General features: G+C 63.6%; 24 protein-coding genes and 1 pseudogene. 21 read left to right on the top strand and 4 right to left on the bottom strand.

Annotation, left to right across the window (positions count from 1 at the left end; translation table 11 throughout):
• The first annotated feature begins 177 nt into the window (after positions 1–177).
• The 8 genes and pseudogenes from V474_RS16270 (at position 178) to V474_RS16300 (ending at position 2,599) form a co-directional block, all read left to right on the top strand.
• Entirely contained in the window at positions 178–516 is a 339-nt protein-coding gene (locus tag V474_RS16270; protein WP_059152482.1) for a hypothetical protein, read from the top strand.
• Between the two features lie 3 nt (positions 517–519).
• A complete protein-coding gene (locus V474_RS16275) occupies positions 520–759 on the top strand; it encodes a hypothetical protein (protein WP_059152483.1) in 240 nt (79 codons plus the stop codon).
• Positions 760–761: 2 nt separating this feature from the next.
• Positions 762–1,031 carry a hypothetical protein gene (locus V474_RS16280; protein WP_059152484.1) on the top strand — a complete coding sequence of 90 codons (270 nt, stop codon included), beginning with the start codon at positions 762–764 and terminating at the stop codon, positions 1,029–1,031.
• A 1-nt stretch (position 1,032) separates the two neighbouring features.
• Positions 1,033–1,320 carry a hypothetical protein gene (locus V474_RS16285; protein ID WP_059152485.1) on the top strand — a complete coding sequence of 96 codons (288 nt, stop codon included), beginning with the start codon at positions 1,033–1,035 and terminating at the stop codon, positions 1,318–1,320.
• Between the two features lie 157 nt (positions 1,321–1,477).
• Positions 1,478–1,684, top strand: a complete 207-nt coding sequence (locus V474_RS16290) for a helix-turn-helix transcriptional regulator (protein ID WP_059152486.1) — start codon at positions 1,478–1,480, stop codon at positions 1,682–1,684.
• Positions 1,681–1,899 (top strand): annotated as a pseudogene (locus V474_RS26975) (helix-turn-helix domain-containing protein); the annotation flags it as partial. The gene V474_RS16290 and the pseudogene V474_RS26975, both read left to right, overlap by 4 nt.
• Positions 1,900–1,914: 15 nt before the next feature.
• Positions 1,915–2,163 carry a hypothetical protein gene (locus tag V474_RS26640; protein ID WP_236711292.1) on the top strand — a complete coding sequence of 83 codons (249 nt, stop codon included), beginning with the start codon at positions 1,915–1,917 and terminating at the stop codon, positions 2,161–2,163.
• Positions 2,153–2,599 (top strand): zinc-finger-containing protein, encoded by a 447-nt coding sequence (locus tag V474_RS16300; RefSeq protein WP_082699821.1) that lies wholly within the window; start codon positions 2,153–2,155, stop codon positions 2,597–2,599. Before V474_RS26640 ends, V474_RS16300 begins: the two co-directional genes overlap by 11 nt.
• Before the next feature lie 4 nt (positions 2,600–2,603).
• Here V474_RS16300 and V474_RS25665 read toward each other — a convergent pair whose 3' ends face one another.
• Positions 2,604–3,359 carry a hypothetical protein gene (locus V474_RS25665; protein WP_148649423.1) on the bottom strand — a complete coding sequence of 252 codons (756 nt, stop codon included), beginning with the start codon at positions 3,357–3,359 and terminating at the stop codon, positions 2,604–2,606.
• A 180-nt stretch (positions 3,360–3,539) separates the two neighbouring features.
• Between V474_RS25665 and V474_RS16310 the strand changes: the two genes are divergently transcribed.
• Both V474_RS16310 and V474_RS16315 read left to right on the top strand, forming a co-directional pair.
• Positions 3,540–4,247, top strand: coding sequence for a hypothetical protein (locus V474_RS16310; protein ID WP_148649424.1), 708 nt, complete (start codon positions 3,540–3,542; stop codon positions 4,245–4,247).
• 1 nt (position 4,248) lies between these two features.
• Entirely contained in the window at positions 4,249–5,322 is a 1,074-nt protein-coding gene (locus V474_RS16315; protein ID WP_059152490.1) for a helix-turn-helix domain-containing protein, read from the top strand.
• A 387-nt stretch (positions 5,323–5,709) separates the two neighbouring features.
• Here the strand turns inward: V474_RS16315 and V474_RS16320 are convergent, their stop codons facing one another.
• The gene (locus V474_RS16320) at positions 5,710–6,024 is read right to left on the bottom strand and encodes a hypothetical protein (protein ID WP_059152491.1); all 315 of its coding nucleotides are present in this window, start codon (positions 6,022–6,024) and stop codon (positions 5,710–5,712) included.
• 70 nt (positions 6,025–6,094) lie between these two features.
• The gene (locus tag V474_RS16325; RefSeq protein WP_059152492.1) at positions 6,095–7,420 is read right to left on the bottom strand and encodes an MFS transporter; all 1,326 of its coding nucleotides are present in this window, start codon (positions 7,418–7,420) and stop codon (positions 6,095–6,097) included.
• A gap of 288 nt (positions 7,421–7,708) precedes the next feature.
• Here V474_RS16325 and V474_RS16330 point away from each other — a divergent pair, with 288 nt between their 5' ends.
• The 5 genes from V474_RS16330 (at position 7,709) to V474_RS16350 (ending at position 16,270) form a co-directional block, all read left to right on the top strand.
• On the top strand, positions 7,709–10,096 hold the full coding sequence (locus V474_RS16330; RefSeq protein ID WP_236711293.1) for a CaiB/BaiF CoA-transferase family protein: 2,388 nt from the start codon (positions 7,709–7,711) through the stop codon (positions 10,094–10,096).
• 263 nt (positions 10,097–10,359) lie between these two features.
• On the top strand, positions 10,360–11,883 hold the full coding sequence (locus tag V474_RS16335) for an acetyl-CoA acetyltransferase (protein ID WP_059152493.1): 1,524 nt from the start codon (positions 10,360–10,362) through the stop codon (positions 11,881–11,883).
• Between the two features lie 62 nt (positions 11,884–11,945).
• Positions 11,946–12,878: a LysR family transcriptional regulator gene (locus tag V474_RS16340; protein ID WP_059152494.1), complete on the top strand. Its 933-nt coding sequence runs from the start codon at positions 11,946–11,948 to the stop codon at positions 12,876–12,878.
• 200 nt (positions 12,879–13,078) lie between these two features.
• The gene (locus V474_RS16345; protein ID WP_059152495.1) at positions 13,079–13,867 is read left to right on the top strand and encodes an enoyl-CoA hydratase-related protein; all 789 of its coding nucleotides are present in this window, start codon (positions 13,079–13,081) and stop codon (positions 13,865–13,867) included.
• 147 nt (positions 13,868–14,014) lie between these two features.
• Positions 14,015–16,270, top strand: coding sequence for a TonB-dependent receptor (locus V474_RS16350; RefSeq protein ID WP_059152496.1), 2,256 nt, complete (start codon positions 14,015–14,017; stop codon positions 16,268–16,270).
• A gap of 357 nt (positions 16,271–16,627) precedes the next feature.
• Here the strand turns inward: V474_RS16350 and V474_RS26245 are convergent, their stop codons facing one another.
• On the bottom strand, positions 16,628–16,804 hold the full coding sequence (locus tag V474_RS26245) for a hypothetical protein (protein WP_169795083.1): 177 nt from the start codon (positions 16,802–16,804) through the stop codon (positions 16,628–16,630).
• 127 nt (positions 16,805–16,931) lie between these two features.
• Here V474_RS26245 and V474_RS16355 point away from each other — a divergent pair, with 127 nt between their 5' ends.
• From V474_RS16355 to V474_RS16380, 6 genes are all read left to right on the top strand, one after another.
• Entirely contained in the window at positions 16,932–17,426 is a 495-nt protein-coding gene (locus tag V474_RS16355; protein ID WP_201786051.1) for a hypothetical protein, read from the top strand.
• Between the two features lie 16 nt (positions 17,427–17,442).
• Positions 17,443–19,719 (top strand): TonB-dependent receptor, encoded by a 2,277-nt coding sequence (locus V474_RS16360; protein WP_082699824.1) that lies wholly within the window; start codon positions 17,443–17,445, stop codon positions 19,717–19,719.
• Positions 19,719–20,276: a hypothetical protein gene (locus V474_RS16365; RefSeq protein ID WP_082699825.1), complete on the top strand. Its 558-nt coding sequence runs from the start codon at positions 19,719–19,721 to the stop codon at positions 20,274–20,276. Before V474_RS16360 ends, V474_RS16365 begins: the two co-directional genes overlap by 1 nt.
• Complete coding sequence (locus V474_RS16370) at positions 20,273–21,760, top strand: PepSY-associated TM helix domain-containing protein (protein WP_059152498.1); 1,488 nt, start codon at positions 20,273–20,275, stop codon at positions 21,758–21,760. Before V474_RS16365 ends, V474_RS16370 begins: the two co-directional genes overlap by 4 nt.
• Positions 21,761–22,946: 1,186 nt before the next feature.
• Entirely contained in the window at positions 22,947–24,062 is a 1,116-nt protein-coding gene (locus V474_RS16375) for a DUF1440 domain-containing protein (protein ID WP_059152499.1), read from the top strand.
• Positions 24,059–25,855 carry a glycoside hydrolase family 15 protein gene (locus V474_RS16380; protein ID WP_059152500.1) on the top strand — a complete coding sequence of 599 codons (1,797 nt, stop codon included), beginning with the start codon at positions 24,059–24,061 and terminating at the stop codon, positions 25,853–25,855. The genes V474_RS16375 and V474_RS16380 overlap by 4 nt, the downstream gene beginning before the upstream one ends.
• Positions 25,856–25,877: the final 22 nt, after the last annotated feature.

Genomic DNA, 25,877 nt, shown 5'->3' on the forward strand with positions numbered 1-25,877 from the left:
GGGGTCTATTTTGCAGTTGACAACATGCCCTGATGGGGCAGATACAGGGCGCATCGGGGACGATCGCCGCAAGGCCGCTGACCCCCTGATGCGCAGGTAGGGAAACGCGCCGCGCCCGGAAGATAGCTCCGGGCCGGCCTCCGCCAACCTCCTGCATCACCATAGCAGGAGGCCTTCATGAGGCACGAGAACAACTTCGAGAGGATATGCCTCCCGGACGGGGAAGGCCTGCGCATCAATGTCGCAGTGATCGGCCCTCGGGACGCGTGTGAATGCGCCACAGCATGGATCGGAGAAGCCGATGCCGTGCTCGAATTGATCAGCAGCTCGCTCTTGATCACCATCATCGAGCAGGCGCGTCTGCTCGGAAGCGACAACCGGCATGCGGCCATCATCACCGACACCAGCCAATCCATCCTCTCCCTGATGACGCTTGCCCGGCGCGAGATGGCCTTAGCGAAGGGCGTGGCCGGCGCGCTCTACGGCGCCCTCCCTGACGAACAAAGAGAGGCCTGAGCGATGCGCAATTTCTTCATCTACCTCCCGCCCCTGGGCCTTGCGCTGCTCGGCCTCGCGATAGTGCAGCAGCTCTTCCCCGCGACTTGGGGCCCATGCGAGCCCAGCTATCAGCTGATCGTCGACTATCGCGGTACCGTCGCCATGCTCGACCATGGCTTGAGCCAGGACGAGTGCCGGCTGGCGCTCCCCTGCAGCGACCGCATGAAGCAGGTCGCCTTCACCTGCGAGCGAGAGGGCTGATCATGAACGCCATCAAACATTCGGATTTCACCACGCTCGCCGACTTTCGGATCAATGGTACGCTGCCGTTTTGCGACAGTCCCGATGATCTGGCGCGAAGCAGCCTCGACGAGGCGCATGCTCTCACGCTGGTGATCAGCAACCTGCTCGGCGAGACCGGCCCTGACGAAATTACCGTGTCGCCAAGGCATCTCGGCCGCGCACTCGAAGGCATCCGGACCCTGATCTCGCTCGGCGCCTGGGCGAGCGAGTGCGAACGAAAGGGGCGCTGATATGGACACTACGACGCTGCACCAGCTCGCCGCCGAAGTTCAGGACCAGATCGACAATGCCTTACACCTGCTCGGCGCGCTCGACGACGCGCTCGACGACGTGATCGTACTCAGTGGTCCTTCCGGCATTGGCCCGTTCAGGCGCGAAGAAGCCATGGACCGCGTGGCCATTTTCTTGCGCCTCGCAAAGGAGGCAAGCCGTCTCGCTGGTGCAGCCGGCGGGAAAATCGAGCTGCTAGTGAGCAAGTCCGAGCGTCAACGCGCCGCTGCTCGCAGACGCACCAATTAGACTAGTCCCCCCATTCCCGCCGCCAGCCCCGCGACGGGAGGTTTTCGGCGGCGGTGCCACGCACTGCCCTCCGGCTCGGCCTCGCCGCCGATGGCCGTGCAATCAGCGCTCCTGAATATCCACAAACTCATCAAGCGTATCAGAAGGAACCCAAGCAATGACGATTGATCGCAGCCAGGACAACCTCCTGCGCTATCCGGAGGTTCGAGCCCGCACGAGCCTCGCCCGCTCCACTATCGAGAAACGTGTGAAGGCGGGGACCTTCCCTGCGCCGATCCAGATCAGCGCCGGCCTGGTCGCCTTCTACGAGAGCGACATCAACGAGTGGATCGCAAATCCGATGGGGTGGAGGGCGGCGGCGTGAGGCCCCACGCGCAAGCAGTCCCGGAGACCTTCGGAACCCGTCTCCGTAGGTTGCGTAATGAGAGAGGTTTCTCGCTCGAGCAGTTGGCAACGGCGGCGGGCGAGCACGCCGCGCGTTCGATCCACTTCACCACGGTTGGAAAGATAGAGCGCGGTCAGCGCAACCCGTCTGGAAGGATCTTGCTAGGTCTCGCTAGCGGACTTGGTTTGACGGTGGAGGAGCTTACTCGCATGGGAACGGGCGAGGCTTCACCTCAGCACCGCGTTAAGGCCGTCCTCCACCTCAGCGCCGATAACTGGGCCGATATGCAATGGGCGCTGCAATGCCTCCAGGCCGAGATCGCTTTCAAGGGCCGATTGGACAACTCGACGGTCGATGCCGGCGACGCCTATGGATGGACGGTAACCGTCGGCGGCGATCAGGCTATCGAGAACCGCGCCCAGGAAGGTCAAGACAATGGAAGCCCGAATGCTGGTTGACCCGGGTGACTTCACCCCGGCCGCGCTCGCCGCCATCGCCCCCACATGCGTCGAGGGATGCGCGCCCGGGTCGGTCGAGTTGGTCGGCGGCCAAGTGGTCTATCCCCACCGCGCCGACCTCTTCGACCGCTGGTATTGGCGCTGCGGTTGCGGCGCGTACTGCGGCGTGCATCCCACGCTCAAGCCGCTTGGCCGACCGGCGGGACCGGAGACACGGCGGGCGCGCGAAGCGGCGCATGCCGCCTTCGATCCGATGTGGCGCAAGCGCGCGGAAATCTCGGGGGTGAAGGCACACGTCGCGCGGGGCAGGGGGTACAAGTGGCTGGCCGAGCAGCTCGGATTTGATCGGAAGGATTGCCACATCGCAGAAATGGATGCTGCGACTGCCCGACGCGTAGTGCATGCTTGCCAGCGTGTGAAAATTGCCAGTTGCTAGGCGTTCACGTTGTACTGTTTCCGTTTATTGAAACCCGCATTTCGCCACTCCGGAGTAGTGTTGTTTCTGTTCCACGGTAGCAAAATGACGTCCTCCGCCTAACGCCATTGAAGTCGTCGTAGTGGACGTCGCCGTACACATAGAAACCTTGATCCCCGCGATCTACCGCCTTCATATCCGGGATCGCCGCAGATCCATAAATGTCAAACTCGGAACCAGGATGAAGTGTTTCCGGACATGGCTGATTATCAGCGATAGCGTGAATTTTCGGATCGATAACGGAGGGGAATTCCGTCACTATTCCTTTTATGGCCGCAGATATATTCCGGGCGGGCGTTATGCCGTAGTTACGTATAAGCAAACGGGCAGTTATATGGCCATTCCGGTCAAGAGCAGCCTTAATTTCGCTCACTCCAAGATACGCGCGCAGCTGGTGGTCGGCGCTATCCTGCGCAATTTGATTGGCGTGCCGGCCTTGCTTAATGGTCGCAATTATTGCGATTAGGCCTCCGGCGCTAACGAGCGCTGAAACCAAACCAAGCCAGAAAGTCCAGTAAGACCATCTTGCGGCTTCGCCTGCAGCGCGCGCAGCAAACCACTGAGCGCAGAGGTCGGAGGTTCTCAATTCCTCCCCTGGGGCGCATGATTCGCTGAGCGGGTCTGGAAGGGTTGCGGAAATTTCCAAGCTGGTCGCGGATTGCGAGAGCTTCCTGACATCGCCAGCCATCGCGCGTTGCACTTCGAGCGTCTGACGGCTCACGCGGGATGCGGTGTCGCCAACGGCCGGCGTCGTGAACACTACAGCGACGATTGCCGCAGCGAGAGATAGTCGGTAAAACATCGGTCCCCCAATTGCGCAGAACGGTAATGCGGAACGGGTCCGAGGTCCAGCCGGCCATACGCAGCCCGGTGGAACTCGACAGCTAAGAGATCACCGGGCTTGCGGACTTTAATTTTTAATGCCACAAAAGCGGCGGCAAAAATTAAAGGGCACCTCATGCACGCGGTACGGATTTTCAAGGAAACTGCTGAAGTCGCCGACCGCTTGGCACCGTTCGGCGTCACCGCCGAGGAGTTCTACTCTGTCATCGAGGCGGTGGTCGCAGCGAGAAATGACGTGGTGGCGGCAGATGCCCGAACGGCTGGCGGTTCAAAGGCTTACTTCGCAGGAGTGCGCCATACCCGTTTCTTGTTCCTGCCGAAGGGTTGGGACATGGATAGCACGAACGGCGTCGAATCCGTGGTGCATCGGGAAAGCGGAATTTCGATCGTGTACCAGTCGGTAGATCAAGCGTGCGTCGGTATACGGGGACCGCAGGCAATCAGTGGGAAAGGTCCCGCATCTGAGGCAGTTATCAAGGAGGCCCAAGGCGGCCTCTTTAAAGACGCCGAATTGCCGGAAGTGGCACCGGAAAAGATCGCCGAATTGAACCGCTCTGTCTGGTTCTTGTGCGTGTCCGTGAATGATCAAGACCCCGACGACGTGCGCGCCGAGCTATCCCTGCCGGCTTCGATAGACGGTGGGAATTTCAAGGGCTTCCTCGAACGCATCTTCGTCGTTAGGAGCGGCGATTGGAAATCTCGTGGACCGGTAGCTAAGCGGCCGGACGACGGCGATCCATACGAGTTCTCGATCGCACGGAAATAAGATGCAATTCAACCCGGCCCGACTTGATCTGGCGATGGATCGCAGCCGGAAAACGGCTCGGGCTTTGGCCGATATCGCAGACGTGACCGTCGTCAGCCTTTCGCAGATCCGCAGCGGCAAGCAGGTTCCGCAGGAAGCGACTGTGGGACGGATTGCCTTGGCTCTCGGTTTCCCTGTTGAATTCTTTTACGGCGAGGACGTCGATACTCTTCCAGAAGCGGCTGTAAGTTTTCGCAGTCTCTCATCGGTAACCAAGCGGGAACGCAACGCGGCGATCGCTGCAGGCGGAATTGCATACCTCGTTTCGGATTGGCTGCACGCCAACTACAGGTTGCCAGCTCCAAATCTGGTTGATGATGGGCCAGAGCGCAATCCGGCTGTGGCGGCTCGCGCTTTGCGCGCTGCTTGGGGGTTGGGTGAAAAGCCGATCGGCAACTTCATCAAGCTGCTCGAAGCAAAAGGCATTCGCGTTTTTTCGCTCGCGGAAAATACTAAGAACGTTGATGCGTTCTCATGTTGGCGGAACGACGAACCCTTCATCTTCCTCAACACTTTTAAAACGACCGAGCGAAGCCGTTTTGATGCTGCTCACGAACTCGGGCACCTGGTGCTGCACAAGCACGGCGGCTCTAATCAGGGCAAGCAGGCGGAGGCCGAAGCTAACGCTTTCGCGAGCTCATTCTTGATGCCGCGCGCGGACATCATATCTGAAATGCCTCGGGTTCATTCGCTTACCCAAATCATACGGGCTAAGGGTCGTTGGGGTGTATCTGCTGCGGCGCTTACATATCGGCTTCATAAAATCGGCTTGCTGTCCGACTGGCAATATCGAGGCTTTAACATCCAACTTCGTTCCGACTACGGGAGCGAGGAACCGGACAGTATGCCTCGGGAGACGTCGGCGCTTTGGAAGATGGTCCTGGATGATCTCTGGGAGCAGAAGCGCACGCGGGCCGATATTGCCAAGCAGCTCGACATCCCGCACGGCGAACTCGAAAACCTTCTGTTTGGGCTTACGGCAGCAAAAGAAACCCCGCCCGCTCGTAACGCGAAGCCGGCGCTATCTGTGGTGTAAGCTACAGATCATGGCGCAGTGCGGGTCCTGCCTTTTGGTGACCCGTGCCGAGGCATAGCGATTCGGAGAGGTGATGTGCAGCCAAGGTTCGAATTCCGATCAATCCGCCGATTTTACCCCCTCGGGTAAAAGTCGGGGTAATGGTTTTGGAGCCTCCCAAGAACCGGGAGAAATCCGCCGAATAATCGCCATCTTGCGGCGGTCACCCTCTCCGCCAAGAGCCCCCAAGGAATGGGGGGCGCAACCCAAGAAATGGCTGATTTCCTTGTGTTTCGCGCTTATGTTGCCCGGGGCTGTTCGGGGGCAACCGCGACCGAGTTTTAGGGTCGCTTTTAGGGTCGCCCCCGTCGCTGTCGAGCGGGGCGCCGAGCGTTAGCCGGCCTTTCACTACTGGCGTGCGAAAGGCCTTGTGTGCGGGGCCGTCGGACTGGAGCGGAATGAACTCATCACCTCACCAAGCCCCGGCGTGACGGCAAGGCATTCGCTCGACAGTCGATCCGCATCCGCCCAAAGCTGGCGGACAACGTCGCCCCGCGCGCCGATCCAGTGGCCGCCGTTGGCCGTTGTCCATACCAGCCCCGGCCCATCCAGCAGCGCGGTCCAGGCAGCGAAATAGTCGGTTTCGATCCCGGGTGGATTGAAGATGTCGAAATCGACTACCCGATCGGTGGGAACGTGCGCTGGTACGGCCGTTGCAAGCATGGTGATCCTCTCCGTCGTCTTCATTTTTTTTGTGAAGCTATCACGGGAAGCCTCCCGTTTTACCTATGGTTTACGGCAGGTCAGCCACGCTGCGCGCCGCTATGGAAAGGCAGATCGCGATGATCGGCAATATGACGCCGGCAGCGACGGCCAGCGCGCAAGCAAGAGGGTCAACCGTTGCGAACGCCTCGAATCCGTCGCTGAGCAGCCCGATCAGCAAGGGGCCAAGCCCGGTTCCCACGAATGCAGCGGCAATGGAAAGCGCTGCCAGTGCCTGCGCGCGCAGCGGCGGCGGAGCGATGAACTGGAACGGGATGGAACTCATGCTGATGATCGCGCTCAGGACGAATATGGCCGGGGCCAGCAGGGTCAGAGCTTGACCGAGGTTAGCAGCCAGCGGGGCAAGGGTAGCTGGCAGGACCATGATGATCGCAGCGCCGCGCATCAGACGAACCGTGCGTTCGAGCATCTGCTCGTTGCGCAACCGGCTCACCAGCCAACCTGCGGTGAGGGTGCCGGATGCGCCAGCTAGGATGAACACCATGCCGAAACCCTGACCCACGGCGGCTTCGTCCAGTCCGTGGCGACGCATCAGCGCTGTCGGCATCCACGCTACAAATGCGTTGAGGATCGTGATGAGCAGGGCGATGGCGATCATGAAGGGAAAGCAGAAAGCGCGATTTTCGACGAGGAACGCCGCCAACGCGCCTTTCGCCGCGTGGGGCCGCGCGGAGGCCATGCGCATGCGCGGTTCGCGCACGGTGAAGGCCATTGCCGGGGCCAGGAGAAGACCGGGCAAGCCTGCCAGCAGCAGTATCAGCTGCCATTGCTCCAACGCTGCGAAATCGGCCATGCCCGATAGGTCCCACGAGGCGGAGGCGGCGTAGAGCTTGCCTCCCAAAGTCAGGGCGAGGCCGCCGCCGACGAAGGGAGCGAGCATGAAGATCGAAGTTGCGCGGGCAAGGCCGGGCCTGTCGTGCAGGTCGGCGAGCAGGCTTTGTGCGGCAGGCGGCAGGCCCGCTTCGCTCACCGCGACGCCAATCCGCGCCAGCATGAGGCTGCCGAAGCTGAACGCCAGCCCCGCCGCGCACGTGGCGAAACTCCAGGCGATCATGCACGCCGCCATCAACCGGGGCCGGTGGACGCGGTCCGCCAGCCACGCGAGGGGGAGCGTGGCAAGGACGTGGAAGATCGAGAAGCTGACGCCCTGCAGGATACCGATCTGCGTGTCGCTCAGCCCCAGCGAGGCCTTGATGGACGTGACCAGTAGGCTCAGTATCTGGCGGTCGATGTAGGACAGCGTGAACGCCAGCGAGACCGCGATGGTGCCGTACCACGCGGCGCCGCGTCCCCTTGCCGGCGAAGCCGCGTCGCTGGTGAATTGCGTGTCTGCCATGCACCTCTCCGCAGCGATGCCTTTGTTGGTCGCCGTTCGATTGCGGCAGGCTAGGGGCCGGACAGGGACCCATCTAATACGATTATGCGCATTGTTGATCATCGATCCCGTCTCAACGATCGGGGATTTCCTTCGGGATAGCCGTGGGTCTTGATAAGATATTCGTATCAGTATCGGCCAATTGCGTATTGGACAGTGCTTCCCCCTTTCCGGATGTTTCTTCGCAGCGAGATAACAACGAAAATCGGGGAACGGGATGCAGCGCAACCATGTCCATTGGTGCCGTTCATGATGGCGCCGGCCGCCGAGGCAAGCGCTTCTCGGCCGCTTGAGGGGGTGGTCGTGCTGGACCTGCTGGACGGCACAGTGAAGGCGCTAAGCCGCCCCTACGCTGACCTTGGCGCCCGCGTGATACGCGTCAGGCCGCTGGGCGGTGAGCGAGCCGCCGGGGACCGCAGGGAAGCGATCATCCACGCCGTCGCCGATGCGGGCAAGGAACTGGTCACGCTGCCGCACGAGCCGGGCGAACGATCGGCGCAGTGGCGCGAAATGCTGGAGCAGGCCGAACTCGTCCTTGTCCCTTACCCCCGACCGACGGAGCTGGATTTTCCGAACGAGGCCGTGCCCGAACGCTGTGTCCTGATGACGGTCTCGATGTTCGGCACCGGCAACGCCTATGCCGACTGGCAGGCCACCGACCCGGTGCTCCACGCCTTGTCCAGCGAGCTTTCGCGGTCGGGCGTAGCGGGGCGCGAGCCGCTGCTGCCGCCGGGGCGCCTGGCGTTCGACTGCGCGATGACGCAGGCGGCCTATGTCGGGATGGCAGCGATCTATGCGGCGCAGTTGACAGGGCGCGGCGACCGTATCGATTTCTCGATGCTCGACGGAGCGGTGCAGGCGCTCGATCCCGGGTTCGGGCTGGCCGGAAGCGCTACGCTGGGGCGGTCCGCGAAGCTGCTGCCGCCGGGACGCCCGGTGCCGGGGATGCTCTATCCCATTTTTCCCTGCGCGGACGGACAAGTGCGGGTGTGCCTGCTGGCGCCGCGCCAGTGGCAGAACATGTTCCGCTGGCTGGGGTCGCCCGCCCAGTTCGCCTCAGCCGACTTCAACAGCCTGGAGGTGCGCCAGCAATCCGGCGCGCTGACACAGGCCATGGCGGAGTTCTTCCGTGACCGGCGCAAGGCCGACCTCGAGCAGGAAGGGGCCGAACATGGCGTCCCGATTGCAGGCGTGCTTTCGCTGGCGGAATGCCTTGCGACCGATCATGTGACGGCTCGGGGCGTCATCGGTGAAGTGGAATTGCCCGATGGCCACAAGGTGCGGATGCCCCGCGGCGTGATCGGCATCGACCGTCACGTACACAGCGCCGCGCCTACCCGGCATGTCCCATTTTCCCGGCCTGATGGCGCGACGCCGGCGCAGCCGCTGGTAGGCTTGAAGGTGATCGACCTTGGCGTGATCGTCGTGGGTGGAGAGCAGAGCCGGCTACTGGCCGATCTTGGCGCCGATGTCATCAAGGTCGAAAGCGCATCGTTCCCCGATGGTACGCGCCATTCCTACCTGCCGACCGGCCTTTCGGTGGGGTTTGCGGCGGGGCATCGCAACAAACGCAGCCTGGGGCTGGACTTGCGACATCCCGAGGGCAAGGCGCTGTTCCTGCGGCTGGCGGACGAGGCGGACGTTATTCTTTCCAACTTCAAGCCCGGCACGATGGAATCGCTGGGCTTCGATTACGCGGCGATCAACGCGCTCAATCCCGGCGTCGTCATGGTGGATAGCAGCGCGTTCGGAGCAGACGGGCCGTGGGCCGGACGGATGGGCTATGGTCCGCTGGTCCGCGCCGCCTCTGGGCTGACGCGCAAGTGGTGTTATCCTGACGACGCTGAGGCCTTCAGCGACAGTGTCACTATCTACCCCGACCACGCGGCGGCGCGTTATGGCGCGATCGCGACGCTGGCGCTGCTTGCGCGGCGGCTGCGCACGGGCCGGGGCGGGACGGCCTCGATCTCGCAGATGGAAGTCATGCTCGATCATTTTGCGCCCGAGATCGTGGGATTGGCGAACGGAGTGGACGACTGGGACGCACCTTCGGATGCGCCCTGGGGCGTGTTTCCGGCAAGCGGCGATGACGAATGGTGCGTCGTGACGGTTCGGGGCAACCGCGATTGGCAGGCGCTGTCGCGGGTGCTGTGCCGTGACGACTGGGCCACTCTGCCGCAATATGCCGATCGTTATGGCCGCTTGCTAAACAGGGCCGCGATCGAGTGCGATCTGACCGAGTGGATCGGCCGCCAGGGCTCCGATGCGGCGATGCGGCGCTTGCAGGCGGGGGGAGTTCCGGCGGCACGGATGCTGCGGATCGCGGACCTTCCCGAGTTCGGCTACTTCCGCGAGCGTGGGCTTTTCCGCGCCGAGCAACACCCGCATCTTGCCGAAGAGGTTCTTGCCGAGAGGTTCCATGCCCCTTCGTCGAACATCGCCGATTTGCCGGCAACGCCTGCCCCGCTGATGGGCGAGAACAGCGCGGAGGTAATGCGCGATTGGCTGGCGCTGCCCCCGGATGAAATCGAACGCCTGTTCGCCTCGAACGTGTTGCAGGGCGTGGCCCCCGAGATCGCCCGGATGCTGGCCGAGGGCGAAGGACGCGGCGAAGCAATGGTCAGTTTGAAAACCTAACACAAACGTCAGTCAGACAAAGGATGATGCAGATTTGACTTCCAATGACACCGGCCATTAGCATCCCGCCAACGATAAAGGAGAGGATACGAAGGTCGACAGGCCGCCCGCGTCAGTACCGGGCGATGGCTGCGGCATTGCGCCGATTTCCAGGATGACAGGGAAAAACGCCTTTGGCGCGGTGCTCCCTTGGAAATGTGCCCAGATGGAAGACTCGAATTTTCTGCGTCGCCGACAAGCAAAGTCTTGGAAAGGAAAGATGCATGAACTCCAATGTCGATGAAACGAGGGTGCCGGTCCTGATCGGTATCGGGGAAGTGCTGGACCGGCCCGCGAACGATCTCGACGGACTCGATGCGTTCGATCTCATGCTGGCGGCCCTCAAGGCGGCTGAGGCGGATGCGGGCGTTTCGGTGCTCGATGCACTGGACTGGCTGGGGGTGGAGGACGAGATATCCTTCCCCGACCCGGCCCCGCATGAGCGGCTGGCCGAGCGTTTGGTCGCTGGCGGCGGCAAACGCCCTTCGCGCCTTCTCAAGACCCACGAGGCCAGCGGCGACGGCCCGATCAAGCTGATTAACGATGCGGCCAACCTGATCGGGCGGGGCGAGATATCCATTGCAGCGGCGGTCGGCGCGGAGGCCCTGCGCACTGCCGCGAAACGCGCCCAGGCGGCTATAGCGGCCGGGCAGGAGCCGCCGAAAAGCTCCATTGCCGATGTCGCAGAAGCTAACGCCAAGCCGCTGGCACGCAAGCATGGCCTGTTCACTCCGATCGACGTCTACCCGCTTTACGAAAACGCTGCCCGCGCGGCCTGGGGGCAGACGCTGGCCGAAGGGCAGGCGGAAAGCGGCAGGATTGGCGAAGCCTTCGCGGCAGTCGCGGCGGCCAACCCCTATGCGTGGATCCGCAAGCCGGTGAGCGCGGAGGCGATCGCCACGGCCACGCCGGACAACCGCATGGTCAGCTTTCCCTACACCAAGATGATGGTAGCCAATTCCAGCGTGAACATGGGCGCTGCGGTGATCGTCGCCAGTCTCGCCAAGGCGCGCGAACTGGGTGTGGACGAAAGCCGCTTCGTCTATATCGGCGCCGGCGCCGCCGCGCACGAGGACGAGGATTTCCTGCTGCGCGACAGCTACACCCACGCCGTCAGCCTGGAGACGACGGTGCTTTCGGCGCTGGAGCGCAATGGGCTGGGCGCTTCCGACATCGATCACGTCGAACTCTATTCCTGCTTCCCCATCGTGCCCAAGCTGGCCCGGCGCGTGCTGGACTGGCCACTGGACAAGCCGTGCTCGGTCTATGGCGGCCTCACGTTCGGCGGAGGACCGATCGGCAACTGCATGATGCACGCCGCCGCGCGCATGGTGGGGAAGCTGCGCGAAGGCGGCTATTATGGGCTGATCGTGGCCAATGGCGGCTATGCCACGCACAGTCACTCGATGGTGTTCAGCCGCAAGCCGGTGCCGGCGGGGACCTTCCCGCAGGACTATGACGTGCAGCCTCTTGCCGATGCACGGCGCGGCGCGGCGCCTGAACTTCTGGCCGAGTATTCCGGGCCGGGCACCATCGAAACCTACACCATCCCGTTCGACCGGCACGGCAGCCCCCGGCATGCGACGATCGTCGGCCGCACGCCCGAAGGCGCGCGGTTCATCGCCCGGGTGCCGGAAACCGATGCGGCGACGATCGCCTTCCTGATGGCGGGCGACACCGAGCCGGTCGGCACAGCGGGGCAGGTCGTCACCGGGCCCGATGGGCTGGCTATCTGGGGCTCGCCCTGATGGCGTGAAAGACTGAACGGACGCCGCGAACAACGCCGGCGCATGGAGAGGGAGCGTGGAAGATGACGAATATCGATATCCGGCAGGTCCGCATGTTCGTAGCGGTTGCCGACGCGCTCTCCTTCACCCGTGCGGCGGCGGCGTTGCATGTCGCGCAGCCCTGGCTTTCGGTGCAGATCCGCAAGCTGGAAGACCAGGTCGGCTTCCCGCTGTTCTTTCGCAACCGCAATCGCGGCGTGGTGCTGACGCGGCAGGGCAAGGCGTTTCTCGAACCGGCGCGCGCCTATGTCGAGGCGGCGCTCCAGGCCGGGGACGCGGCCAAGGACATCCGGGGCTATCAGGCGCTGTCGCTGAAACTGGGTGCCCCCGATTTTTCCGCCGAGATCCCGGCGCGCGGCGCGCTGTTGGATTTGTTCGTGGGCCGCTATCCCCGGATGGAGATCGAGATCGTCAACGCGTGGTCCGCGCAACTGCTCGACGCCCTCCTGGACCACGAGATCGACATGGCCTTCACCGTGGGGCCGTTCGAGCGGGCGGGATGCGAGGTCATCGATATCGCGCATTATCGCTGGGCGATCTTGGCCGAGCATGACCAGGCGGCCGAATGGGGCGACGACGTGCCGCTTTCGGCGCTCCGGGGGCGGCAGGTTGCCAGCTTCCGCCGTAACATCAATCCTGCGTTTTACGACAGCATCGCGCCAAGGCTGGCGGAGCACGACATCGAGATCGTCGCGCTGCCGGAATCGTCGCTTTGCGGGATTCGCCGTCATGCAGTGCGCACGCATGTCCCGGTGCTCATCAGCGAATGGCACGCCCAATCCAACCCGGACCCCGATCTTACGGTGGTGCCGTTCCGGGAAGTGGACTTCACGTTCGCCCTGCATCTCGTCCGGCGCGAGAACGATGATCGCCCCGCTGTTCGGGGGCTGTGGGACGTGGCGCGCGCATCGGTAGCCGCGAACCTTGATAAGAAATTCGTCTCAAGCGTCCTGTGAAACATATTAGACGACGGCGTCTCCGGGCAATATCCTTTCAGGAATAACCAGTCGTCGCACAAACAGGCGCGTTCGATTACGTCAAAGAGGATGGGTGGATATTGCGTTGCAGCGCAGTCCGCTTGGGGAAATCACCAGAACAGCCTGGCGCGTTCGCGCCGCGACCGTGCCGCATAAGCGATGGGTTTGGAGAGAGATACATGACCGATACGGTTGATGACGTGGTGCTGTTTGAGATCGTCGACGGGCACATCGGCCTTGTCACGTTGAACCGTCCGGAAAAGCGCAACGCCGTCAACGGCGCCGTGGCGCGAGCGATCGATGCGATCGTCAAGCAGACGGAGGCCGATCCCGCCATCTGGGCGGTGGTCATCACGTCGGCTGAAGGTCCCACGTTCTGCGCCGGCGCCGATCTTGCCGAAGTGGCGGCGGGGCGCGGCGATGATCTGAGCACGCCCGACGGCGGCTTTGCCGGCTTCGTCGAGGCAGTCCGCGTCAAGCCTTGGATCGCGGCGGTGAAGGGCAGTGCATTGGGCGGGGGGCTGGAAATCTCCCTCGCCTGCGATTTGCGGGTGGTAGCGGACACCACGGTGCTGGGCCTTCCGGAAGTGAAGCGCGGGCTGATCGCGGGTGCCGGCGGCATCTATCGCCTGCCGCGCCAGTTGCCCCGCGCCATCGCTCTGGAAATGATCGCCACCGGCGAGCCTATCGCGGCACCGCGCGCAGCGGCGCTGGGGCTGGTCAACCGGGTAGTAGCGGAAGGTGAAGTGATCGACGCCGCGCTTGGCCTCGCCCGTGCGATCTGCGCCAATTCGCCGGTGGCGGTACGTGAAAGCCTGCAGGTCGCGCGGAGCGCCGCCGATGTGCCCGAAAGCGCATCGATCCAAGCCTCGCGCGAGGCGTTCGAGCGCCTGATGCTGACCGACGACTTTGTCGAAGGGCCGCGCGCTTTCGTCGAGAAACGGCCGCCGCAATGGTCCGGCTGCTGACAAGGCCGGCCGCAGGACAGACCACTTTACCGCTGTGAAACAGAATCCGACCGCCTGACCGGCGGCGAGGAACGACTACGCGCGCCGGCCGGGTTCTGATCCGGGCATCGCCGATACAACGACAACAAAAAAGGGGAGATGATTCAGATGAAAAACGGCCTTCTGCTCGCCGCCAGCGTCCTGGCTCTGTCCGCAACGCCCGCCCGGGCGCAGTCGGCGTCCCCGCCAGAGGGGCAGGCGGAGGAGAAGACCGTCGGCATCGGCGAGATAATCGTGACCGCCCGCCAGCGCTCGGAATCGCTCCAGACGGTGCCTGTCGCGGTGGCGGCGATGGATGCCGCGATGATCGAACGCAGCTTCATCCCCGACGTCGATTCCATCGAGAAGTTCATGCCCAACGTGGAGCTTGGCCGCCATCCCTTCACCGGCGGCGGCATGTCCGCCTCGATCCGCGGCATCAGCTTCGGCGATCTTGACCGCGCGTTCGAGCCGGCCGTGGCCGTCTCGGTCGACGGGGTGTTCCTGGCTTCCAACACTGGCGCGATGATGGACACCTTCGACATCGAGGCGATCGAAGTCCTGCGCGGCCCACAGGGCACCTTGTTCGGCCGCAACACCATCGGCGGCGTCATCAGCATCAAGCGCACCAAGCCGACGATGGACTGGGGCCTCAAGGGCCAGGTCACGGTGGGCAGCTACAACGTGCGCGAATACAAGGCGATCGCCAACATCCCGATCGTGGCGGACACGGTCGGCCTCAAGGTGGGCGGCTACCGCGAACGCAGCGACAGTTTCACCCGCCGCATCAGCGACGGCAAGCGCGAGGACGGCATCGATCGTTACTCGATCTTCGGCGCGCTGCGCTTCAATCCCGGTTCGGCCTTCGACGCCACCTTGTCGGTGGACCGCATCCAGGACCGCTCGCACTACCCGAGCCTGGTGCCGATTTCCGCCGCGAACCAGACCTTCTGCATCGCCTTCGGCGCCTGCATCGGCACCCAGGGACAGCAGATCGCCGACAGCGGCAACAAGCTCGCGCTTGACGATTACCCGTTCTACGCCCGGCTCCAGCACACCGCCGTTACCCTGAATGCCAAACTCGACGTGATCGACGGCATTTCGATCGAATCCATCACCAACTACACCAGGCAGAAGGACGGCCTGAACATCGAGAATACCGGCGCCGCGCCGCTGGCGAACGGCGCCCACGTTTTCGTGTCGAAACGCGACCAGAAGGCCAGCCAGTTCAGCCAGGAAGTGCGTGCAATCAGCAGTTTCGGCGGCGTGTTCGATTTCGTCGCGGGGCTCTACTACATGAAATCCAAGTTCGATCTCGTCCAGACGGTCGAGGTCGCGGGCACGCGCTCGCAGTTCTTCGATGCCGGGCAGGATCTGAATGCCTACGCAGCCTATGCGGAAGCCTATATCGAGCCTGTGGACCGGCTGCGTCTTACCGTCGGCGGGCGCTATACGCATGAGAAGAAGGACTTTTACATCCGCTTCCGCAATCCTGTGACGGGCGTGATAACCGGCCAGTGCCCCGATGCGGCGTCACTGTATGGACCATGTGCCGACCCTTCCGTGACGTTCCGCAAGTTTACGCCGCGCGTCACGCTTGATTTCCGGTTCACCCCGGACATCATGGTCTACGCGGGATGGTCGCGCGGATATCGTTCGGGCGGTTGGAACAGCCGGGCGACCGTGACGACCGCGATCGGGCCATACCAGCCCGAAACGGTCGACAGCTACGAGGCGGGCCTGCGCACCACTTTCTGGGAAAACCGGGCGAGGGCCAACATCACCGTCTTTCGCGCCGAATACAAGGAAAAGCAGGAGGAGGTCATAACCGCCTCACCGATCAACCCGCTCATCACGCAGACGCAGGTACAGAATGCATCTTCCGCAACGCTGCAGGGTTTCGAGGGAGAGTTCCAGCTGGCGCCGGCCGACTGGCTGAACCTGCGAGCGGCGGTCGGCTACATAGACGGCAAGTACGATGAGTTCCTGTCGGCCGGGGTGGACGTCAAGGACCAGCGCAACCTGCGCTATGCCCCCAAGTGGTCAGTCAGCTTCGGCGGCGACGCGACCATTCCGCTGGAGGCTACAGGCGGCGAAATACTGCTCAACGCGAACTACAAATGGACGGACAGGTTCGCCACGTCGATCATTCGCGATACAACTGGCTTCAACCGTGACTTCATCGATGCCTATGCCACGGTCGATGCATCGATTGGCTATCGTCATGAACTCGGCGACCGCAAGACGGTGAACCTTTCTGCCTTTGTCCAGAATGCGTTTCATAACGACGGACGTCTCTATCGAAAAGTCATCACTGGGCCATTCGCTTTCGCGAGCCGAGAGGTCGCGAGGACTTGGGGTATTTCGCTGGGTTTCACATACTGATATTGAGAGCCTTTGGTCCATGGAGAGCAGGGCAAAACGAGGGTTGAAATTCAACTGAATAGCGGTTGAGTTCGGGATCGGGCAGTTGCTGGCGATGGCCAGAGTGGTTTATCCCAAGGATCGCTGTCAGCTTCATGTGATGCTGCTTGACGTTGGTCCTTCGGCCTGGCGTCGATTGAGCAATTGAAACGCCGGGTCATCCTGTTGCGGGTCGAAAGATTCATCTAACCGAATGTTTTCTGCGGTCGCTGTCGGCATGAACCCTCCTCTCAGTTACGATTGAGGCTAAGTAATCCGACAAGGAAGGATTCGAGGGTTAAAGGATTGTAAATTTATCCATTACAACTCTAGTTTTTGTCACACCTCGTTCGGCCGTGAGTCTTTTTGAACGACGTTGCCCTCGTCGACCATGTCCCTGACCGCGTCCAACCCGGCCTGGATATGTACTGCGGCGATGTGACATTTGAGGTCGTCGAGGCGCGCCAGAATTACCTCGATATCGGATGCAATCGACCGCAGATCGGGAATGTTCACGATAGTGCTACCCGTCTTGTTCTTGCCATTCGCGTGGTTTTATACCGAGAACGCTGGGCACGCGCTATTCCATAGTTTTCAGCATATAGAGCTGTCGTCATAGGTCACGGCATAACTATTCCCGACTATGGCGGTTAGCGGCGCCCTCTTGGCTTCGTCCTCACCGGCGGCGCAGTTTTCCGATTACTGCGCCGTGCCCGCGCTCAAACCCGATGCCGTGCTTGCCGACAAGGGCTACGACGGTGACGCCGTGCGCGAAGACCTGCTTTGGTGCGGTATTCTGCCGATCATCCCGCCCAAGGCGAACCGTCGAGATCCGCCCGCCTGCGACTTTCCGGCGCTACCGCGACCGCAATCACGTCGAGCGCTTGTTCAACCGCCTGAAGCAATCCCGACGCAACATACCCCGGTACGACAAACTGCGGCCTCTTTCCTCGGCTTCCTCTCGCTCGCCGCCGCCAAGCTCTGGCTTGTCGACGATGTCAACGCAACTCAGGGTTGCCAGGCTACCCTCCGCCTTGCGTGGCAGCACTGGCATTTTAGCTTCGGGCCCAGCTTTCGCCACACGTTGAGGCATTCATCGCGATTGACTCGCGATAGCATCAACGACAAGGAGGCCTAACTTCCAGGGGGAAACAATGAGCAGAATCCATATTCCGGCACTGGTGTGCGTGATGTTTTGGGCCGGCGCGGCCGACGCGCAGCAAGCGACGGAAGCGCCGTTGAACCCCGATATCGTCGTCACAGGAGAGAAGTCGAACCGCACGCTGCAGGATACGCCTACCAGCGTCGCAGTGACCACATCCGAGCGCATCAGGCAGGAAAACATCCTGACGATTCAGGACGTCTACAACCGTACGGGAAACGTGTCCGAGACTTACGGGGCGGCGGGCTTCACTATCCGCGGTATAAACAACCAGGGCGTGGGCGCCGGCGGCAATGCCGACACTGCGACAGTTTACGTCGATGGGGCGCCGATCCCGCGGGAGGCACTGTTTGGTGGGCCCACGGACTTGTGGGATGTCCAGCAGGTGGAGATACTGCGCGGGCCGCAGTCCACCATCCAGGGGCTGAACGCCTTGGCGGGCTCCATCGTTCTCACCACGCGCGACGCTTCCACTACCGAGTTCGGCGGCGACGCCCGGGTGCTGTGGAGCGAGCACAACGACCGCACCTTCTCCGCTGCGGTGGGCGGCCCGCTGGTGCAGGATGAACTGGGCCTACGGCTCTCGGCGGAGCGGCGCAACGATCGCGGCCTGATCCGCAACGTCACCCGCGGCGGTTACGACGATGCGCTAGAGTCGCTCAACCTGCGCGGCAAGCTGAAGTGGGCGCCCAGTGCGTTGCCGGGGCTGGAGGTGCAGGCGAGCTACAATCGGGTCCGGCGCGACGGCGGCTATCTCTACGAATATGCGCGCACCGACGTGCCCGACTTCTTCGACAATCGCATCTCGACCGGCAATGCGCCTAGCCGAGGGCACATCAAGACCGACATTGCGGTGCTCAACCTAGGCTACACGATCACGCCGGAACTGCGCCTCTCCAGCATCACTTCGTTCAACAAAACCCACACCCGCGCGGTAATCGACACCGATGGTACAGCAGCCGACCTACAGGTCGTCGACAACACCAACGATTTCCGCACCTGGACGCAGGAACTCCGGCTTAACTACGAAGGCGAGCGGCTGAGCGGGGTACTGGGCGCCTGGGCCTACCGGCGCACCGGTGGTCTGGTTGCGGCCAACCGACTTAACATCAACACGCCGACCGCGACGATTGCGGCGCTGCTGCGCGGGGGCGGCTTCCCCGCCGCGACTGCGACACAGATCGCCAACCTCTATACCAACGCGCTTCCGGTGATCCCGGTCGCCTACGCGGCAGAGGCCCCTCAACGAGTGAGCACCGCCGCGCTGTTCGGCGACGCGCGCTATAAGCTGACCGACCGGCTTTCGCTGATCGGCGGCTTCCGCTACGATCACGAGGCGAACCGCTACACCGCGGAGACGGTGGCGACGTTCGCCGGCACCTTGCCAAACCCTGCCGAGTTCAGCGCTGCAGGGACACCGCTGTTCCTGGCAATTTCGGCGGTGAACCAAGGCGTGCTCGGCCTGGTGCAAGGCGCGAACTCGGCCCGCGCCAGCAACGCGCGTACGTTCGACGCCTTTCTGCCCAAGGCGGGGATCAGCATGGAATGGACACCCGACATCAGCACCACCTTGATCGTGCAGCGCGCCTACCGCTCGGGCGGGTCGAGCCAGAACCCGGCACGCGCCCTGCTGGTGGCCTACAATCCGGAGTTCAGCTGGAACTACGAGGGATCGTTGCGTTCGCGCTGGTTGGACGGTCGTCTGACGCTGAACGCTAACGTGTTTTACGTCGACTGGAAGAACCAGCAGACGAACGCCTTTTTCGGCCTGAACGAGTTCGACTACAACACTGTCAATGCGGGCCGGTCGCACCTCTACGGCTTCGAGGTCGAGGCTCAGGGCCGGATCAGCCGGGCCGTGGACGTTTATGCCTCGGTCGGCCACGTTCGCACCAAGTTCGACGATTTCACCTTGCCCGCCGGCTCCACCAGCACGATCAACCTTGCCGGCTCGGAGTTCCCCTATGCGCCACGTTGGACGGTCGCGGGCGGCGTGAACGCGCGGGTTGGGCCCGTGCTGGCCAACCTGAACGCGAGCTACCGCGGACCGGTGTTCAGTGACGTGGGCGTGACGCAGGTGCAGGGACGCCTGCCTGGCCGCACGATCGTCAACGCACGGCTGGGCTGGGAGCTGGAGCAGGTCACCTTGTTCGCGTTCGCGCGCAACCTGCTGGACGAAAAGTACCGGCAGTATGACTTCCCGAGCACCGGCCGAGCGATTTTGGGCGAACCGCAGACGTTTGGCGGCGGCATCGAGGCGCATTTCTGATGCTGACCGTTGCCTTGGTCGGTGTGGCGGGCGGTGCGGGAGGCGCAGTCTTGCTGCGGCGGGCTTGGGCCGAGCGCACCCGCGAACGCGCGGCTCTGGTGGGCGCGGGTTGGATCGTGCTGCTTGCCACCCTGCTGCTCAGCGCGTGGACGGCAGGCGCGGTGAAAGGTGGAGCAGTGGCGATCGCGGGGATAGCCCTGGGCACGCTGGGCATCGTCGCCCAAGGCCGGGTGGTGCGCACCGCGAGGGCGACGCGTGACATGCTTGCGCCTGAGCCGCTTGAGGGCCCCTCGCGCGCATGGCGCGGGGTGCTCAAATTCCTGCTAGCCGGGCCGCTCGGGATGGCTGCGGCCATGGGCATCGCCTTCTGCTACGCGACGTGGGCCCCCGGCGACCCGCGCACCCGGATAATCGTAGGGGGGCTGCTGATGCCCCTGGGCTGGGCTTTGGCGATGACCTGGACGCTCGCGGACCAACGCCTTTTACGCGCCGTGGCGGTGCTGGTTGGAACAACGGTTGCAGGCTTCGCCCTTGCCGCAGTGCGAGGATTGGCATGAACAAGGCCAGGAACGCTGGAAAGGCCAAGAGCCGCTGGCCGCTGCCACCCGCCACCGTGCGCGCGGTGCTCAGCGGGCATGGTATTCTCGGGCTGGCCTTTGCCGCTGTAATCTACTTGGTGTGCCTGTCGGGCACGCTGGCGGTATTCGTGCATGATCTCGAGCGCTGGGAACAGCCCGCCGCCCCGGCCGCAACGCACATCGACGATGCCGTCATGACCCGCGCGCTGGATGTAGCAGCCCGCAAGGCCCCGGCGGGAACCACGCTTTATGCCACGCTCCCATCCGAACAGGAACCGGGCGCGACGATCGTCGCCTATTCCCCCAGCTTCGAGCGCGAATGGACGGTGGATGCGCAAGGCGGGTTGGTGGAGAAGGCAGCGGCATTCTCCGAATTTATCCTGAAACTCCACATCGCGCTGCACTTGCCGCGCAGCTGGGGTGAGTTCATCGTCGGGCTCACCGGAGTGGCTTTGCTATCGTCGCTCGTCTCGGGCATTCTGGCACACCCCCGCGTATTCAAGGACGCGTTCCACCTGCGGCTCGGCGGCTCCCGGCGATTGCAGGAGGCGGATCTGCACAACCGGCTTGGCATCTGGGCGCTGCCGTTCCATGTCACCATCGCGCTGACCGGGGCCTTGCTGGGCCTCAGCACCCTGATTGTCGGCGTCCTGGCGATGCTGCTTTACCGTGGCGACACGGCGAAGGTTTATGGCCTCTTCATCGATGCGCCTCCGGCGGTGAACGCTACTCCATCGCCGTTGCCCTCCGTGTCAGAACTGCTGGCCGAGGCGCGCCGCCGCGCTCCGGGCGCCCAGCCCCACCAGCTGACAATCGAGAACGCCGGTCGTGCCGATGTCCGCGTTACCGTCACCTCGCAACGAGACCGGCTGCTGGTGCCGCAGGACACGACGAGCTTCGATCTCGCAGGTCGGGTGGTAAAGAACCAGCACCCGGACGATCTGGCAGCGGGCACGCGAATCCTGGGCGGTATCGGCCAACTGCACTTTGGTTGGTATGGCGGCCTGCCTGTGCGGATTATCTATGGCCTGCTCGGCATGGCGCTGTGTGTCGTCACTTCGAGCGGAGTGACGATCTGGCTGGCGCGGCGGCGCGACAAGGGGAGGGCGGTGCCGCAATGGGAGCGCCTATGGGCGGCCGTGGCCTGGGGCCAGCCGCTTGCCCTGGTACTGGCGGCATTGGCGGCAATTGCGCTACCGTCCACCGCGACGGCGCTGTGGACGTGGCTTGGCGCCACGCTGGCGCTGCTGCTCGGCTTCGGCATGCTGCGCTTACCAGCCCCTGTTTGCGCCCGCGGCCTGCGTCTGGCACTTGCCTTGGCCTTGATCGCGTTGGGGGCCTGTCACCTGCTTGTTTCCCGGACCACCCCTGGCGGCCTATTCGTTGACATCGTGCTTCTGATCGTCGGCGCTGGACTGTTGCGTTCGTATATGCCCATCCACTTTGCAGCTCGAAATGGGTAGTAGCCTTCCGAGAGTGGAATAACGATGAGTGACCTCCTGCGGTCGCAATCAGCAAGGCAATCCGACAAGTTTCAGATGCCCAGCGGCATTTGGCGGCTTCCCGCAACCTGCCATTTGTTCATATGGCTGATGGCCGCCTTGAAAAACCGGACCGTAGTGGCCGAACGACATGAAATGGCGGCGAGCTGCTGGGATAGCGGACGGACCGCACCTAAGCTGCGGGACTTGGCATCGGAACGGCGACAAAGGGTCGAAGACGAAAGTAGGCGGCTTGTCGCACGGTAAACCCAATTCACAACCACATGACGCCCAAATTCTACCGGTCCGGATGCGATGTCCGCTTCTTGTTGCGCTTGTCAGCGACAAAGAAATGCGGGCAGGGGGTACTTCGCGGCTCTCGAGAAACCGGAACTGATGCTCGCAGATTACGAGCATTTGTGGACCTGGTCGGCTGGATCAGACAAGACGCCTATTACGAATGTCGCCGATTTTTGAGGTCAGGTCGGCGGCTCAGTCATACATATATTTCGTGCCGCCATGCCGGGCATCGCGCAGAACGCGTGATAGCTCGTCGACCGAATAGAGCTTGTGCAGCAAAGCGAAACGATGCCGGGTGTCACCGGCCAGAACATGGCTGTATCCGCTCGTCAGAACAACCTTCAGGCTCGGCCAGCGGGAGCGGACCTGCCTGCCGAGTTGGACTCGGCAGGATGGCGGGCCACGATGTCGAGCATGCGCAAGTCCCGCTCCAAATGCTGGTGCGGCTTGCTCCAGTGAGTGGAGATCATTCCCAGCAGCTGGCCGCTGCGCGAAAGCAGAGGGGTGGTCTGTGCCGACCGGATGCCGGCATCGCGTCATGCCTGGAGATCGGGCGTCCCGCTGATGCCGTCCCACTCTTCGAAATCGGGCACGATCGCGCACAGGCCGAATTTCGGCGCCAGGGTGCAGCTCCTGTAAGCGGCGGGCTTCACCCACTGCCAAAACCGATGGCCTTGGGCGGAAGGCCGCGCTGCGTCAGAAGCTGCAGTTCGCCGCCATGGCCATGATCGCGAACCCAGAGCGATGCTGCATGGATCAGGAGAATTGGTGGAACATCGCCGCGACACGGCGCGTTGAAAAGGCCGATCAGCTATGCAGACAACCGCCAGTACGAATTCCCTCCCGATCCCGGAGCACAAGCAAAAACATGTCTATCCGCCTGGTCCCTGACCGCTCCGCGCATACCGTGAACACCATCGTAGATCTGGAGCAAGGCGCCGCCGCGGGCGCTGTCGCAGGCTTCGCGGCAGCAGCGGTGATGAACGGATTCCAGTCGCTCGTTACCCCGCTGTTCCGCCCGCAAGGCGGCGACGGTCCCCCTGCCACTGAGCAGGCCGCCGATCGCGTCGCCCTGGTCGTGACCGGCCGGGGACTGGCAGAGGGGGACAGGCGCACGGCAGGCACGGCGGTCCACTACCTGGTGGGCACCGCGACCGGCGCAATGTACGGCGCCTGGGCAGAAAGGCGCCCCGGCGTGACACGCTGGCAGGGGCTGGGTTTCGGGTTCGTCTGTGCGACGCTGATAGACCAGATCGCCGTGCCTCTCACCGGACTCGCAAGGCCGCCTTGGCGCTATACGCTGCGCACGCACCTTTATGGCTATGCCTCCCATCTGGTTTTCGGGCTGGTCACCGAACAGGTGCGCAAGCTGCTGCGCGACCGAATCGCCAGCCGTCGTCCTGCCGCCGCCGCCGGGCAGGCCATCGACCGGCAGCTGTCGGACGACCGGGCCATGGCCATCGACGACATCTGCGTGCCGCTGCTGCTGGGACTGGCCGGTGGCCAGCGGACCTTCACGCCGCCCGCCGCGATCACCATCGCCGCCGCCAGCAGCGGTCTTGGTCTTGAGGGCACGCCGCTGGCGCTGCTTAACTCGCGGTGGACTGGCCTCCTGCTCGGTGCCGCTGCGGCTGGCGAATACGTAATGGACAAGCAGCCGGGCATTCCGGCCCGGATCGCGCCTGCCGGACTTGCGGGCCGGGCTGTCGGAGGCGCACTGTCCGGTGCCGCCGCCGCGCGGCCGGGCAAGGCCTGGCTTGCCGCAGGCGTGGGTGCGGCGGGTGCGATCGCCGGCGCCTACGTCAGCTACCGGGTGCGCATGACGCTTGCCCGTGCGCTTGGCCGCGACCGTCCGGTGGCCTTCGCCGAAGACGCGCTGGCGATGGTCGGCACCGCGCTGGTTGCCACATACGCCTCGGCTCGGCAGAAGCAGCGGGATCAGGGGGATACGCTCGTCCGGCGCGGCGGAACTGCGGCGGCGTGACGGCCGGACGCCGCACCGGGGAACGATCCGAAGGCCATCTTGCCCTTGAAGGCTACGGCGCCATCGGCGAAGGCCGATCTATCGCGCTGTCCGGCGCCGACGGGTCGATCGACTGGTGGTGCGCGCCCAACATAGACTCGCCGCCGCTGTTTGATCGCCTGCTCGATTCGGTGAACGGCGGGTGCTTCGCGATCACGCCCGACGCGCCATTTACCGTGGACCGCTGCTATCGCAGCGACAGCAACGTGCTGGAGACCATTTTCACCACCGAGACTGGCCGCGCCTGTCTGGTGGAATCGATGAACAGCGGCAGCGCGGGCCGCCTGCCCTGGGCCGAGATGGCCCGCCGGGTCGAAGGACTGGAAGGGCGAATGCGTTTTGGCGTGACGATGCGACCGGGGCGCCGCGGTGACACCGTGAACCCCTATCACTCGGCCATCGGCGATCACACGGTGTTTCATGTCGAACGGGTGCTGGGGCTGTTCCTGCACAGCGGCGGCGTGGAGTGCCACTGGGCCGACGAGGGCGTCACCGGCGCGTTCGAAGTGGGGGCGGGCGGGCGCGAGGTGCTGGCGCTCATAGCCGGGGAGGACGAGCCACTGGTGGTCCCGTCCATCGCGGAGATCGACGCGCGTATCGAGACTTCGGATCAGGAGTGGCGGACGTGGGCAACGACCATCGCATGTCAGGGCGAGCCGCGCGCCGCGTTCGTACGCTCGGCGCTGGCGCTCAAGCTCCTTCTCTACTCGCCCTCCGGCGCCATCGCCGCCGCGCCGACGACCTCGTTGCCGGAACGGATCGGCGGCTCCAAGAACTTCGACTATCGCTATGCCTGGGTGCGTGACGCCGGCTACACGATCAAGGCATTCCTGGCGGCCGGGGCGCAGGCGGAAGCCAAGGCGGCCTTCTCCTGGCTGCTGGACCGCTTGGCCAAAGTCGGCTTCAGGGTCTGCTATACGCTGGGCGGCGATCCGGTGCCTCCAGTTCAGGAATGGGCGATGCCGGGCTATCGCGGTTCGCAGCCTGTCGTGACAGGCAACCAGGCAAACGACCAGTCCCAGCACGGCGTCTACGGCGACATCTTCGAGACCGCGTCCTGCTTCGTGGGCAGCGGCAACATCCTCGACAATGCAAGCGCTGAACTGCTTTCGCATCTTGCCGACGAATGCGCCGACCGCTGGCGCATGCCCGATGCCGGGATATGGGAACTCCCCGAGTACGAGCACTACACGATGTCCAAAATCAGCTGCTGGCAGGCGCTGGCCCGCGCGGTGGAGCTTGCCGATGCGGGGCAGTTGCCCACCACCTGCCGTGAACGCTGGTGCCGCGAACGCGACCGTATCTCCGCCTGGATCGAGAAGAACTGCTGGTCGGAGGAAAAGCAGGCGTTCGTGATGCATCCCGGCACCGATCGGCTGGATGCCTCGATAGCGCTTGCGGTGCGGTTCGGTTTCGATGGCCGCGAACGCCTTGCAGCGACACTGGACGCGATTGATCGCGAACTCGGCGCCGGGCCGTTCCACTACCGCTACAGCGGGATGGAAAAGGAGGAAGGCTGTTTCCTCGCCTGTTCGTTTTGGATGGCGGAGGCGCGGGCATCGCTGGGCGACTGGACAGGCGCACGCGCCCGGCTGGACGCGCTCGTCGATGCGCTGGACCGGGGGGTGGGCATCTACCCCGAAATGGTCGACCCGCAGACCGGTGAATTCCTCGGCAACCTGCCGCAGGGCCTTACCCATCTGGCCCATATCATGGCGCAATCCGTTCTGGCAGAGGAACCGGGACCGGGCTGAGGCGCTGCTTTTCCTGAACCCA

Source organism: Novosphingobium barchaimii LL02, assembly GCF_001046635.1.
GTDB lineage: Bacteria > Pseudomonadota > Alphaproteobacteria > Sphingomonadales > Sphingomonadaceae > Novosphingobium > Novosphingobium barchaimii.

What these genes read in the sequence shown, in the direction of transcription:
- V474_RS16320 (WP_059152491.1), bottom strand. Translation starts at nt 6,024, where the DNA reads ATGCTTGCAACGGCCGTACCAGCGCACGTTCCCACCGATCGGGTAGTC.
- V474_RS16365 (WP_082699825.1), top strand. Translation starts at nt 19,719, where the DNA reads ATGCTGACCGTTGCCTTGGTCGGTGTGGCGGGCGGTGCGGGAGGCGCA.
- V474_RS16340 (WP_059152494.1), top strand. Translation starts at nt 11,946, where the DNA reads ATGACGAATATCGATATCCGGCAGGTCCGCATGTTCGTAGCGGTTGCC.
- V474_RS16345 (WP_059152495.1), top strand. Translation starts at nt 13,079, where the DNA reads ATGACCGATACGGTTGATGACGTGGTGCTGTTTGAGATCGTCGACGGG.
- V474_RS16355 (WP_201786051.1), top strand. Translation starts at nt 16,932, where the DNA reads ATGGCGGTTAGCGGCGCCCTCTTGGCTTCGTCCTCACCGGCGGCGCAG.
- V474_RS16290 (WP_059152486.1), top strand. Translation starts at nt 1,478, where the DNA reads ATGACGATTGATCGCAGCCAGGACAACCTCCTGCGCTATCCGGAGGTT.
- V474_RS16330 (WP_236711293.1), top strand. Translation starts at nt 7,709, where the DNA reads ATGATGGCGCCGGCCGCCGAGGCAAGCGCTTCTCGGCCGCTTGAGGGG.
- V474_RS16325 (WP_059152492.1), bottom strand. Translation starts at nt 7,420, where the DNA reads ATGGCAGACACGCAATTCACCAGCGACGCGGCTTCGCCGGCAAGGGGA.
- V474_RS16285 (WP_059152485.1), top strand. Translation starts at nt 1,033, where the DNA reads ATGGACACTACGACGCTGCACCAGCTCGCCGCCGAAGTTCAGGACCAG.
- V474_RS16280 (WP_059152484.1), top strand. Translation starts at nt 762, where the DNA reads ATGAACGCCATCAAACATTCGGATTTCACCACGCTCGCCGACTTTCGG.
- V474_RS16350 (WP_059152496.1), top strand. Translation starts at nt 14,015, where the DNA reads ATGAAAAACGGCCTTCTGCTCGCCGCCAGCGTCCTGGCTCTGTCCGCA.
- V474_RS16360 (WP_082699824.1), top strand. Translation starts at nt 17,443, where the DNA reads ATGAGCAGAATCCATATTCCGGCACTGGTGTGCGTGATGTTTTGGGCC.
- V474_RS16315 (WP_059152490.1), top strand. Translation starts at nt 4,249, where the DNA reads ATGCAATTCAACCCGGCCCGACTTGATCTGGCGATGGATCGCAGCCGG.
- V474_RS16270 (WP_059152482.1), top strand. Translation starts at nt 178, where the DNA reads ATGAGGCACGAGAACAACTTCGAGAGGATATGCCTCCCGGACGGGGAA.
- V474_RS26640 (WP_236711292.1), top strand. Translation starts at nt 1,915, where the DNA reads ATGGGAACGGGCGAGGCTTCACCTCAGCACCGCGTTAAGGCCGTCCTC.
- V474_RS16300 (WP_082699821.1), top strand. Translation starts at nt 2,153, where the DNA reads ATGCTGGTTGACCCGGGTGACTTCACCCCGGCCGCGCTCGCCGCCATC.
- V474_RS16370 (WP_059152498.1), top strand. Translation starts at nt 20,273, where the DNA reads ATGAACAAGGCCAGGAACGCTGGAAAGGCCAAGAGCCGCTGGCCGCTG.
- V474_RS16335 (WP_059152493.1), top strand. Translation starts at nt 10,360, where the DNA reads ATGAACTCCAATGTCGATGAAACGAGGGTGCCGGTCCTGATCGGTATC.
- V474_RS16375 (WP_059152499.1), top strand. Translation starts at nt 22,947, where the DNA reads ATGTCTATCCGCCTGGTCCCTGACCGCTCCGCGCATACCGTGAACACC.
- V474_RS16275 (WP_059152483.1), top strand. Translation starts at nt 520, where the DNA reads ATGCGCAATTTCTTCATCTACCTCCCGCCCCTGGGCCTTGCGCTGCTC.